Genomic DNA, 12,577 nt, shown 5'->3' with positions numbered 1-12,577 from the left:
GCTGTAAGACGCCTGAAACTGGCGCGGGTGCCGAAATGGGTTCGCGCTGCTCAAACCGCCTAAACGTAAAGGGATTTGAAAAATGGCCAAAGTAATTGGTATCGACCTTGGGACGACCAACTCCTGTATCGCGATCATGGACGGGTCAAAGCCCCGTGTGATCGAAAACGCCGAAGGCGCGCGCACGACGCCGTCAATCGTTGCGTTTACTGACGACGAACGCCTTGTCGGTCAGCCTGCAAAACGCCAGGCCGTGACCAACCCCGAAAACACGATTTTCGCCGTCAAGCGCCTGATCGGGCGTCGCTTTGACGATGCGGACCTTGCCAAAGACAAAAAGAACATGCCGTTCACCGTTGTTGATGGTGGCAATGGCGACGCTTGGGTGCAGGCGCGTGGCGACAAATATTCGCCCAGCCAGATTTCCGCGTTCATTCTGGGCAAGATGAAAGAAACCGCCGAAAGCTATTTGGGCGAAGAAGTGACGCAAGCCGTCATCACCGTGCCTGCCTATTTCAACGACGCCCAGCGTCAGGCCACCAAGGACGCCGGTAAAATTGCCGGGCTGGAAGTGCTGCGCATCATCAACGAACCGACAGCCGCGGCGCTGGCTTACGGTCTGGACAAGAAAGAAAGCAAAACCATCGCGGTCTATGACCTTGGCGGCGGTACCTTCGACGTGACCATTCTGGAAATCGATGACGGCCTGTTCGAGGTGAAATCCACCAACGGTGATACGTTCCTTGGTGGTGAAGATTTCGACATGCGGATCGTCAACTACCTTGCCGACGAGTTCAAAAAAGAGAACGCCGTCGATCTGACCAAGGACAAGATGGCGCTGCAGCGTCTGAAAGAGGCTGCTGAAAAGGCCAAGATCGAATTGTCTTCGTCATCCAGCACCGAAATCAACCAGCCATTCATCTCGATGGGGTCGAACGGCCAGCCACTGCACATGGTCATGAAACTGACGCGCGCCAAGCTGGAAAGCCTTGTGGGTGATCTGATCAAGGCATCGCTGAAACCTTGTCAGGCCGCGATCAAGGATGCGGGCCTGTCCACATCCGACATCGACGAGGTCGTTCTGGTCGGCGGCATGACCCGCATGCCGAAGGTCAAGGAAGAAGTGTCCAAATTCTTTGGCAAAGAACCGCATCAGGGTGTCAACCCTGACGAAGTTGTCGCCATGGGTGCCGCCATTCAGGCCGGTGTTCTGCAAGGCGACGTCAAGGATGTGGTCCTGCTGGACGTCACACCATTGTCGCTGGGGATCGAAACGCTGGGTGGCGTATTCACCCGCCTGATCGACCGCAACACGACGATCCCGACGAAAAAATCGCAGGTCTTCTCGACCGCCGAAGACAACCAGAACGCCGTGACCTTGCGGGTGTTCCAGGGTGAGCGTGAAATGGCCGCTGACAACAAGATGTTGGGCCAGTTCAACCTTGAAAACATCCCGCCAGCCCCCCGCGGCATGCCCCAGATCGAGGTGACATTCGACATCGACGCCAACGGCATTGTCGAGGTTGGTGCCAAGGACAAAGGCACTGGCAAAGAACAGAAAATCACGATCCAGGCCTCTGGCGGTCTGTCGGATGACGACATCGAAGCAATGGTCAAAGACGCCGAGGCGAATGCCGAGGCCGACAAGGCTCGCCGCGAACTGGTCGAGGCAAAAAATCAGGCCGAAAGCCTGATCCATTCGACCGAAAAATCGATGGAAGAACATGCCGACAAGGTCGATCCAACCACGATCGAAGCGATCGAACTGGCGATTGCAGCACTCAAGGACGATCTGGAAGGCGACAATGCTGGCAAGATTAAATCCGGCGTTCAGAACGTGACCGAAGCCGCGATGAAACTGGGCGAAGCGATCTACAAGGCCAGCCAAGAAGAATCAGGTGACGCCGAGCCTGACCGCCCGGGTGCCGATGATGATATCCTCGACGCGGATTTCGAAGATCTGGATGACGACAAGCGCCGCAATTAATAAGGCGGCGCAGGAAATGGACCGGCCCCACACCGGGCCGGTCTTTTTCTGTTCCCAAAGGGGAAACTGATTATGTCAAAACGCGACTATTACGATGTGCTGGGTATCGCCAAGGGCGCGGATGCCGATGCAATCAAAAAGGCCTATCGACAAAAGGCCAAGGAATTGCACCCCGACCGCAACGCCGACAATCCCAAGGCCGAAGCGCAGTTCAAAGAAGCAAACGAAGCTTACGAAGTCCTCAAAGACGCCAACAAAAAAGCCGCCTATGACCGCTATGGCCATGCCGCGTTTGAAAACGGCATGGGGTCCAGCGCGGGCGGGCCGCGCGGCGGCGGGCAGGGTGACTTTGCCAGCGCATTTTCGGACGTCTTCGACGACCTGTTCGGTGATTTCATGGGCGGGCGTGGCGGTACTGGCGGCCGGCGCAGCGGCGCACAGCGGGGCAGCGACCTGCGGTATAACCTGCGCATCAACCTCGAAGATGCCTTTGCCGGTCTGCAAAAAACGATCACCGTCACGACAGCCGTGTCCTGCGGGTCATGTACCGGCACCGGTGCCGAAGGCGGGTCAGAACCGCAAGTCTGCCCCACCTGTAACGGCATGGGCAAGGTCAGGGCGCAACAGGGCTTTTTCACCGTCGAACGCACCTGTCCGACCTGCAGTGGCATGGGCCAGATCATCAAGGACAAGTGTAAGGTCTGCCACGGTGCCGGCCGCGTCGAAAAAGAAAAATCGCTGTCCGTCAACATTCCCGCAGGCGTCGAAACCGGCACCCGCATCCGCCTGAGCGGCGAAGGCGAGGCTGGCGTGCGCGGCGGCCCGGCCGGCGATCTTTACATCTTTATCGAGGTCAACAGCCACCCGCTGTTCGAACGCGAGGGGTTGAACCTGTATTGCCGCGTGCCGGTGTCGATTGCGACAGCAGCCCTTGGCGGCGAAATCGAGGTGCCAACGATCGACGGTGGCCGCAGCCGCGTGAAAGTTCCCGAAGGGTCGCAATCCGGCCGCCAAATGCGACTGCGCGGCAAGGGAATGCCCGCCCTGCGCGGTGGCCCGAGTGGCGACATGATGATCGAACTGACCGTCGAGACGCCTGTGAAGCTGACGGCGCGGCAGCGTGAAATCCTGCGTGAATTCGACAAGCTCAGCGAAGAGAACAACCCCCAGGGGTCCAGCTTCTTTGCCAGTGTCAAATCCTTCTGGGATTCAATGAAAAGTTAACCATGCGGTAACAAGCGATCCGGCAAGATGGAGTATGACCCATCTTGCCGAATCCCAGAGCCTTTTTCCTGAAACTGATATCTTGCCAGTGGGAAAGCTGCCGTCCTACATGCGCGACCACCGCAAACGGCTGCGCGACAGGTTCTTGGCGGGCGGTCCGGCGGCGGTGCCAGATTATGAATTGCTGGAACTCGTTCTATTCCGCGCCATCCCGCGGCAGGATGTCAAACCCCTAGCGCGGGCGCTCATCGACCATTTTGGCGATTTCAACAGGGTGCTGTCGGCCAGTGTGACACAGATCGGCCAAGTGCCCGGTGCTGGACCAGCCGTTGCGCTGGAACTGAAAATTGTCGAAGCGGCAGCGCACAGACTAGCGCGCGCCCGCGTGATGCAACGCCATGTCGTGTCAAGCTGGGACGCCCTGCTGACCTATTGCCACACGGTGATGGCGCATCGCGATACTGAACAATTCCGTATCTTGTTTCTGGACACGAAAAACGTCCTGATCGCGGATGAAGAGCAGGCCAAGGGCACGCTGGACCATGTACCTGTCTATCCGCGCGAGGTTGTGAAACGGGCGCTGGAACTGAACGCGGCATCGATGATCCTTGTCCACAACCACCCGTCGGGCGACCCTACACCGTCGCAGGCCGATATCACGATGACCCGCCAGATCAGTGATGCAGCAGGCACCATGGGCATCACGGTGCATGACCATCTGATCATCGGAAAGTCGTGCGAGATCAGCTTTCGCGCGCAGGGCCTCTTCTGACATTGGCGCCTGTGAATCCCGCGTTAATAATTCGCCTTAGGCAAGGCGCCCGTGGCAATGCTTGAATTTCTTACCCGATCCGCAGGGGCATAGATCGTTGCGGCCCAGATTGCCCCAGGTTGCGGGGTCGTTTTCATCGAATCCCGCACGCGCACCTTCTGCCGCTATTGCAGGCGCTACCATGGCTGCCGCAGCCGCCGCCTGTTGCTGGCGGAACTGGGCGATCATGCGCTCCTGTTCTTCTTTCGACATGGGCCGGATCTGCGACAGTTTCTTGGTCACATCCGTGCGCAGACTGTCCAGCAGTTTTTCGAATAGCTGGAATCCTTCGGTCTTGTATTCGTTGAGCGGGTCACGCTGGGCATAGCCACGCATCCCCACGACAGACCGCAGATGTTCCAGCGTGAGCAGATGTTCGCGCCATTTTTCATCGATGGTTTTCAGCAGGATCTGCTTTTCGACATTGCGCATCGTCTCGGCACCAAAGGCATCGGCCTTTTCGCCCATGTATTTGTCTGCCGCTTCTTCCAGCCGTTCACGCATGACATCGTCGTCCACACCTTCTTCGGCGGCCCAATCGACGACAGGCAGATCAAGCCCAAGGTGGGCCACGACATCGGCCTGTAATCCTTCGGCATCCCATTGATCGGCGTAGGATTTCGGCGGCATATGGATCGTGACCAGATCGTCGATCACCTGATCGCGCATATCCTTGACGACATCGGCCAGATCAGCAGATTCCATAATCTCGCGGCGCTGGTGAAACACGACCTTGCGCTGTTCGTTCATCACGTCGTCGAATTTCAGCAATTGTTTGCGGATGTCGAAATTGCGCGCCTCGACCTTGGCCTGCGCGCGTTCCAACGATTTGTTGACCCAAGGGTGAACGATAGCCTCGCCTTCTTTCATGCCCAGACCGGACAGCACCTTTTCAAGCCGTTCCGACCCAAAAATCCGCATCAGGTCGTCCTCGAGCGACAAAAAGAACGTGGACCGCCCCGGGTCGCCCTGACGGCCCGACCGGCCGCGCAGCTGGTTGTCGATCCGGCGGCTTTCGTGGCGTTCGGTGGCCAGCACGAACAATCCACCCGCAGCTTTGACCTTTTCTTTTTCGTCGGCGACTTCGGCCTCGATCCGGGCGCGCAATGCCTCTGGGTCAGCTTGCGGGTCGGTGGCCAAGGCTTGCAGGACGCGCATTTCCACGTTGCCGCCCAGCTGGATGTCGGTGCCGCGACCAGCCATGTTGGTTGCGATCGTCACAGCGTTCAACTTGCCGGCATCGGCGACGATCTGCGCCTCTTGTTCATGCTGGCGGGCGTTCAGCACATTGAAGGTGATCCCTTCAGCGCGCAACAGCCCGGCCAGAAACTCGGACTTTTCAATGGATGTGGTCCCAACAAGGATCGGCTGGCCCTTGGCATGGGCTTGCTTGATTTCCGCGACGACGCCGTCGAATTTTTCCTTGGCGGTGCGGTAAACCTGATCATGTTCATCGGCGCGCGCGACAGAGCGGTTGGTCGGTACCTCGACCACCCCAAGATTATAGATTTCGCGGAATTCGTCAGCTTCGGTCGCGGCGGTGCCGGTCATGCCACCCAGCTTGTCATACAGGCGGAAATAATTCTGAAACGTGACAGAGGCCAGCGTCACGTTTTCGGGCTTGATCCCCACGCCTTCCTTGGCCTCGATCGCCTGATGCAAACCATCGGACAGCCGACGGCCATTCATCATGCGGCCGGTGAATTCGTCGATCAGCACGACCTGATCGTCGCGCACGATATAATCTTTTTCGCGGGTGAACAGGACATGCGCGCGCAGGGCTTGGCTGACATGGTGGACCAGCGTGGCGCTTTCGGGGTCATAAAGCGTCTGACCGTCGGGAAGCAGGCCAAGAGCTGTCAGCCTTTCTTCAAGGAAATCGTTGCCTTCCTCAGTGAATGTCGCCTGACGGGCCTTTTCATCCAGGGTGTAATGTTCGGGCAGGATGTCGGGGATCACCTTGTTGATTGCGGCATACATTTCGCTGCGGTCCTGCGCCGGGCCGGAAATGATCAGCGGTGTGCGCGCCTCGTCGATCAGGATGCTGTCCACCTCGTCCACGATCGCGAAATTGTGGTAACGCTGGTACATCTGGTCCAGTTCGGATTTCATGTTGTCGCGCAGGTAATCGAACCCCAATTCGTTGTTCGTGGCATAGGTGACGTCACAGGCATAGGCAGCCTTTTTGTCAGCCTCGCCCTGTTCGGGTACGACGACGCCAGTTGTCATGCCCAAGGCGCCGTAGACCTTGCTCATCCATTCGGCGTCGCGACGGGCAAGGTAGTCGTTCACCGTCACGATATGCACACCCTTGCCGGTGAGCGCGTTCAGATAGGCAGGAAAGGTCGCGACAAGGGTCTTGCCTTCACCGGTCTTCATTTCCGCGATATTGCCCTGATGCAGAAAGATACCACCCAGCAATTGTGTGTCAAAAGCCCACAAACCAAGGGCACGGCGCGCGGCCTCGCGGCAATTGGCAAAGGCTTCGGGCAGCAGCGCGTCAAGGCTTTCGCCTTTCAGGGCGCGGTCGCGGAATTCATTGGTCTTGGCCTTCAGATCATCATCACTCAGCGCCTGAAACTGTGGTTCCAGCGCGTTGATCTGCGCCACCAAAGGCCGGGCGGATTTGACTTTGCGGTCATTGGCAGAACCAAACACTTTTTTGGCAATTGATCCGATACCCAGCATATTTACTCCACCGACGCTGTCGCGCCTGTCTAACATCTATTTGAGAGGAGGTTGCTTGTAGGCAGGTCACCAGCCACATACAAAGGGGCCAAATCTGGTCTACTTCCGGCCTCCTAAAGGCACTCATGGGATGTAAGGGGCCGGATATGGAGTGTCAACGCCGGGCGGCTGCGCGGCCTATCAAGGGATCGTTTAATGATGAAACATGTAACATTTTTGGGGGCTATGGCCGTTTCGCTGTCGATCACCACAGGTGCTGTCGCGCAGGACGTGACGGCTGACACAGTGGTCGCCAAAGTGGGCGATACAGAAATTACCGTGGGTGAACTGATCATCGCGCGGTCCATGCTGCCCGCCCAATATGCGCAATTCCCTGACGAGGTTCTGTTCACCGGACTGGTGGACCAGCTGGTGCAGCAACAGCTTTTGGCGGATGCGCTGGAAACCACGCCACCCAGTGTGATCTATACGATCCAGAACGAACAACGTTCCCTGATGGCTGCACAGGTGATCGACGACATCACCCAAACATCAATCACCCAAGAACTTTTGCAAGAGGCCTATCAGGACCGCTTTGCCGATGCGCCCGAAACTCCTGAATTCCGCGCAGCACACCTGCTGGTCGCAACCGAGGAGGAGGCGAACGCCGCCAAGGCGCAGCTTGACGCAGGCGAAGCCTTTGCAGATGTTGCAGCCGCAGTCTCGACCGACGTCACCAGCGCCAATGGTGGTGACCTGGGCTGGTTCGGCGCCGGCGCAATGGTCGAAGAATTTGAAACAGCCGTCATGGCGCTGGAAATTGACGAAATTTCCGACCCGTTTGAAACCCAATTCGGCTGGCATATCGTTACGCTGACAGATCAGCGCGCCCGTCCAGCCCCGACTTTTGAACAGGTCGTCCAGCAGTTGAGCGCCGAATTGCAAGAGGCTGCCGTCATCGCATATCTGGATGAGCTGTCCGCCGCTACGACAGTCGAACGCCCCGAAGAAGGGGCATTCGACCCGAGCGTGATCAATCAAGTCGAATTGCTGGATTGATCTGACATGAAAACGTCACCACTTGCGCCTGCGCAATTTCCCGACTTGCCCGTGATCGCGGGCGTGACTTTTGCCAGCGCTGCGGCGGGGGTCAAATATCAGAACCGCACCGATGTGATGCTTGCCATCGCAACCCCCGGATCATCGGTCGCCGGGGTGTTCACACGGTCTGCCACGCGGTCCGCGCCCGTGTTGGATTGTCAGGCAAAGCTGGGCGGCGATCCCGCCGGTGCAGCCGCGATCCTGGTCAATTCAGGCAATTCCAACGCCTTTACCGGCAAGAATGGTGTGGCCAGCGTCGTCGCCCTGACGCAGGCCGTGGCTGACCTGACCGATGTGCCGGTCGGACGGGTCTTTACCGCCTCGACTGGGGTTATCGGTGAACCGCTCCCGCATGACCGCATCATCGCCAAATTGGCAGAGCTGCACAACGGCCAGACAGAAGCCGCGATCAAGGACGCCGCTCGCGCGATCATGACCACCGACACGTTCCCCAAAGGGGCCAGTGCCAGCGTCACAGTCGGCGACAAGACCGTGCAGATCGCAGGCATCGCCAAGGGGTCGGGCATGATCGCGCCGGACATGGCGACGATGCTGGTCTATATCTTCACCGATGCGCTGATCGGGCAAGATGCGTTGCAGGCGCTGGTCTCGCTGCACAATGACCAGACGTTCAACTGCATCACCGTGGACAGCGACACATCGACATCCGACAGCCTGATCGCGGTGGCGACGGGGGCGTCCGGTGTGGATGTCACCGGCAATACCGAATTTGCGGCGGCCCTTCATGGCGTGATGCTGGACCTGGCGCATCAGGTCGTGCGCGACGGCGAAGGAGCGACCAAGTTCGTCACCGTCACCGTGACGGGTGCCGTCGATGATACCGATGCACGCAAGGTAGCAATGGCGATTGCCAACAGCCCCTTGGTCAAAACCGCAATCGCGGGCGAAGATGCCAACTGGGGTCGGATCGTCATGGCCGTCGGTAAATCCGGCGCGCAGGCAGACAGGGACAAACTGTCGATCCGGTTTGGAGATATCACCGTAGCTGAAAACGGATGGCGCGCACCCGATTATTCCGAAGATGCCGCCAGTGCCTATATGAAAAACGCCGAACTGGTGATTGGCGTCGATCTGGGGTTGGGGTCAGGGCAAAGCACGGTCTGGACCTGCGACCTGACGCATGGCTATATCGACATCAACGCCGATTACCGGTCGTGACGCTGGTTCTGGTCTCGGCCGTTGCGCTGATTGACGCGGATGGGCGGGTGCTGCTGGCGCAGCGCCCCGAAGGCAAATCGATGGCGGGCCTGTGGGAATTTCCGGGCGGCAAGGTCGAACAGGGCGAAACCCCCGAGGCCGCTCTGATCCGCGAATTGCACGAGGAATTGGGGATCGGCACATGGGCGTCCTGCCTTGCGCCACTGACCTTTGCCAGCCATGCCTATCCCGATTTTCATCTGCTGATGCCGCTGTTTGCGTGCCGCAAATGGGAAGGCACGCCACAATCGCGCGAGGGGCAGGCGCTAAAATGGGTGCGGCCAAATGATCTGCGCGATTATCCGATGCCAGCGGCAGATATACCGCTGATCCCGATCCTGCGTGATTGGTTGTAGGTTAGGGTGGATCATGATCCACCCTACGCAAAAGGGCGGCCCAATGGGCCGCCCTTTGTCATTGAACAGGACCTGATTACAGGTTCCGTTCGACCGATTCACGTTCGAAAATCTCGATCACGTCGCCTGGGCGGACATCGTCATAGGCTTCAAAAGCCATGCCACATTCTTGACCGGACTGGACCTCTGCCACTTCGTCCTTGAAGCGTTTGAGGGTCTTCAGCGTGCCTTCGTGGATTACGACATTGTCGCGCAGCAGGCGCACACCGGCAGAGCGGCGCGCCACACCTTCCGTGACCAGACAACCCGCAACCTTGCCCACGTTGGACACCTTGAACACGTCCTTGATCGTCGCATAACCAATGAACTTTTCGCGGATTTCGGCAGACAACAGGCCGGATGCGGCCTTTTTCACGTCATCCACAAGGTCATAGATCACCGAATAATACCGGATCTCCACGCCCTTCTGGTTGGCCGATGCCCGCGCCGTTGCATTGGCACGCACATTAAAGCCGAAAACAGGTGCGCCCGAAGCCTCGGCCAGACCAATATCGGATTCGGTGATAGCACCGACACCCGAATGCAGCACGCGCACGCGGACTTCGTCATTGCCGATCTTTTCCATCGCCTGCACGATTGCTTCGGCAGAACCCTGCACGTCGGCTTTGACCACGATGGGCAATTCGCTGACGTTCTGGTTGGCCTTGGCGTTCGCCATCAGCTGTTCCAGCGTTGTCGCAGCACCGGCAACGGCACGTTTTTCCTTGGACGCTTTTTCACGGTATTCCGCGATTTCACGCGCCTGCGCCTCTGTCGCGACAACGTTCAGCACATCACCAGCCTCTGGCGTCCCGTTCAGACCAAGCACCTCGACAGGAACAGCAGGGCCAGCTTCGGCCACGCGTTCGCCCTTGTCGTTGATCAGCGCACGGACCTTGCCGTATTGTTCACCGACAACAAAGATATCGCCCTGCCGCAAGGTACCATTCTGGATCAGAACGGTCGCCACAGGGCCACGGCCTACGTCAAGCTGCGCCTCGATCACGGCACCGACGGCGGGGCGATCAGGGTTAGCTTTTAGTTCAAGGATCTCTGCCTGCAGCGCGATGGCTTCGAGTAGGTTATCCAAACCCTTGCCTGTCAATGCCGACACTTCGACATCCTGCACATCGCCAGACATCTTTTCGACGACAACTTCGTGCATCAACAGGTCTGTGCGGACCTTGTCGGGGTTGGCAGATGGTTTATCGATCTTGTTGATCGCCACGATCATCGGCACTTTGGCCGCTTTCGCGTGGTTGATCGCCTCGATCGTCTGCGGCATCACGGCATCATCGGCGGCAACCACCAGCACGACGATATCCGTGACCTGCGCCCCGCGCGACCGCATCGAGGTAAAGGCGGCGTGGCCCGGCGTATCAAGGAAGGTCAACAGCGAGCCACCATCGGTTTTCACCTGATAGGCACCAATATGCTGGGTGATCCCGCCCGCCTCTCCGGCGACGACCTTGGCATGGCGGATCGCATCAAGAAGCGATGTCTTGCCGTGGTCGACGTGGCCCATGATCGTGACAATCGGTGGACGCGAAATCAGATCTTTCGGATCATCAAGCACCTGTTTGATCACGTCTTCAACGTCGGCATCCGACACGCGCACGACGGTGTGGCCGAATTCCTCGATGATCAGTTCGGCGGTATCGGCGTCAATCGACTGGTTCTGCGTCGCCATGATCCCGTTGTTCATCAGAGCCTTGACCACATCGGCAACACGTTCCGCCATCCGGTTGGCCAGTTCCGACACAGTGATCGCGGGCGGCAAGGCCACATCCCGGAACACTTTTTCGCGTTCGGCAGACCCACCCATCGCCTTGGCGCGGGCACGGTCCTGTTTGCGTTTCATCGCCGCCATCGACCGCTGGCGGCCACCTTCGCGGCCAGTCAGCGCATCGTTCAGCGTCAGCTTGCCAGCGCGGCGACCATCGTCTTCGCGGCCGGGCTTGGCTTTGGCGGCCTTTTCACGGGCGTCACGTTCGCGGTCAACCTTGCGGGGACCAGCAGCAGACGGGCGATCAACGGCGTTTTCACCAGGCAGGGCGCTGGCATCGGCACCCGCAGGGGCCGTGTCTGCCTTGACCTTGGCGGCGGCGCGTTCTGCCTTGCGCTTTTCTTCGTCAGCCTTGGCCTTGGCGCGTTCTTCGCGTTCGCGGTCCTCGGCCTCTTTGGCTTCCATTTCGGCGCGGCGCGCCTCGCGCTCGGCGGCACGTTCTTTTTCTTCGGCTTCGCGCTTGGCGGCTTCGTCGCTTTCACGCGCACGGGCCATCGCCAGCGCTTTCATCCGGCGTTCAAGTTCGACATCCGAAATGCCAGCAGGCCGCTTGGACGGGTCGCCGCCCATCTGCACGCCAGTCGATCCAGCGGGCTTGGCCGCACCGGGTTTGGGCACCACAACGCGTTTGCGTTTGGTTTCCACCACGACGTTCTTGGTCCGCCCATGGCTGAAACTTTGCTTCACGTTGCTTGGACGTGACCCACCAAGGCCGAGTGGCTTTTTTCCGTCGTTATCGCTCATCTAGCTTCTTTATCCTTCCCGGAGGCCCCATCGCCACCGTTCCCTTCGCGTAAACCGCGTAGCTTTGTGGCTTCCTCTACAACACGATCGCTGAGTCCACCAGTCGCAAGCGCGCCATGTATCACACTTTGACGTCCGAAAGCCAAACCCAATTCAGCTGACGTCAGGCAACCAAAGTATCTGGCGCCTTCTGGCGTCCAGAGTTTGGTCTTTCCGCGCTCTGATCCGTCAGAGGCTTGCACCAGCACGCGGACACGTTCGCCCCCGGCCAGCCAGCCCTTGACCTTTTCAAAACCGCAGACAGCACGGCCCGCCTTACGCGTCAAGGCGATCAGGTCAACAGTGCGGCGCGCGATCTGACGTTCCACCTCGTCCAGCAAACCGTCAGGCACTGTCACCGCCTGTTTGGCAGACCGCGAAAACTGACCCTTGCGGGCCTGCTCAAGAATGGCGCGATCGGCAGTGACATAGATGCCACGTCCGGGCAGTTTGCCCAGAATATCCGGCACGACCTGATTGTCAGGCCCGATGACGAACCGGATCAGCCCAGCCTTTGGCTGGACCTCTCCGGTGACGATGCATTTGCGTTCGACATCGTCGTTTTCATCTTTATGCCCGCCACGCGTCATAGTGTTACTCCGAAG

Annotated in this window: 9 protein-coding genes; 6 read left to right on the top strand and 3 right to left on the bottom strand. The window is 58.8% G+C overall.

Going from position 1 to position 12,577, the window contains the following annotated elements; translation table 11 throughout:
* Positions 1–82: 82 nt before the first annotated feature.
* The 3 genes from dnaK (at position 83) to radC (ending at position 3,983) form a co-directional block, all read left to right on the top strand.
* The gene (gene dnaK / locus ACPF9B_RS13855; protein WP_007206267.1) at positions 83–1,987 is read left to right on the top strand and encodes a molecular chaperone DnaK; all 1,905 of its coding nucleotides are present in this window, start codon (positions 83–85) and stop codon (positions 1,985–1,987) included.
* A gap of 72 nt (positions 1,988–2,059) precedes the next feature.
* A complete protein-coding gene (gene dnaJ / locus ACPF9B_RS13850) occupies positions 2,060–3,211 on the top strand; it encodes a molecular chaperone DnaJ (RefSeq protein WP_424178121.1) in 1,152 nt (383 codons plus the stop codon).
* Between the two features lie 34 nt (positions 3,212–3,245).
* A complete protein-coding gene (gene radC / locus ACPF9B_RS13845; protein ID WP_424178119.1) occupies positions 3,246–3,983 on the top strand; it encodes a RadC family protein in 738 nt (245 codons plus the stop codon).
* Positions 3,984–4,019: 36 nt separating this feature from the next.
* On the opposite strand, the gene secA is transcribed toward radC, so the two are convergent.
* Complete coding sequence (gene secA / locus ACPF9B_RS13840; protein ID WP_424178117.1) at positions 4,020–6,710, bottom strand: preprotein translocase subunit SecA; 2,691 nt, start codon at positions 6,708–6,710, stop codon at positions 4,020–4,022.
* 195 nt (positions 6,711–6,905) lie between these two features.
* On the opposite strand from secA, the gene ACPF9B_RS13835 reads away from it, so the two are divergent.
* From ACPF9B_RS13835 to mutT, 3 genes are read left to right on the top strand one after another with little or no spacing between them, the layout of a single operon-like run.
* Positions 6,906–7,748: a peptidylprolyl isomerase gene (locus tag ACPF9B_RS13835; protein ID WP_424178115.1), complete on the top strand. Its 843-nt coding sequence runs from the start codon at positions 6,906–6,908 to the stop codon at positions 7,746–7,748.
* A 6-nt stretch (positions 7,749–7,754) separates the two neighbouring features.
* Positions 7,755–8,969, top strand: coding sequence for a bifunctional glutamate N-acetyltransferase/amino-acid acetyltransferase ArgJ (argJ, locus tag ACPF9B_RS13830; protein ID WP_424178113.1), 1,215 nt, complete (start codon positions 7,755–7,757; stop codon positions 8,967–8,969).
* Positions 8,966–9,364 carry an 8-oxo-dGTP diphosphatase MutT gene (mutT, locus tag ACPF9B_RS13825; protein WP_424178111.1) on the top strand — a complete coding sequence of 133 codons (399 nt, stop codon included), beginning with the start codon at positions 8,966–8,968 and terminating at the stop codon, positions 9,362–9,364. The genes argJ and mutT overlap by 4 nt, the downstream gene beginning before the upstream one ends.
* A 76-nt stretch (positions 9,365–9,440) precedes the next feature.
* On the opposite strand, the gene infB is transcribed toward mutT, so the two are convergent.
* A complete protein-coding gene (gene infB / locus ACPF9B_RS13820; protein ID WP_040482956.1) occupies positions 9,441–11,933 on the bottom strand; it encodes a translation initiation factor IF-2 in 2,493 nt (830 codons plus the stop codon).
* Positions 11,930–12,562, bottom strand: coding sequence for an RNA-binding protein (locus ACPF9B_RS13815; RefSeq protein ID WP_007206276.1), 633 nt, complete (start codon positions 12,560–12,562; stop codon positions 11,930–11,932). The genes infB and ACPF9B_RS13815 overlap by 4 nt, the downstream gene beginning before the upstream one ends.
* Positions 12,563–12,577: the final 15 nt, after the last annotated feature.

The sequence above is a fragment of the Yoonia sp. TsM2_T14_4 genome (assembly GCF_049602355.1).
GTDB lineage: Bacteria > Pseudomonadota > Alphaproteobacteria > Rhodobacterales > Rhodobacteraceae > Yoonia > Yoonia vestfoldensis_A.
The sequence above is the reverse complement of the archived record's forward strand: the minus strand, read 5'-3'. Positions and strand labels throughout refer to the sequence as shown.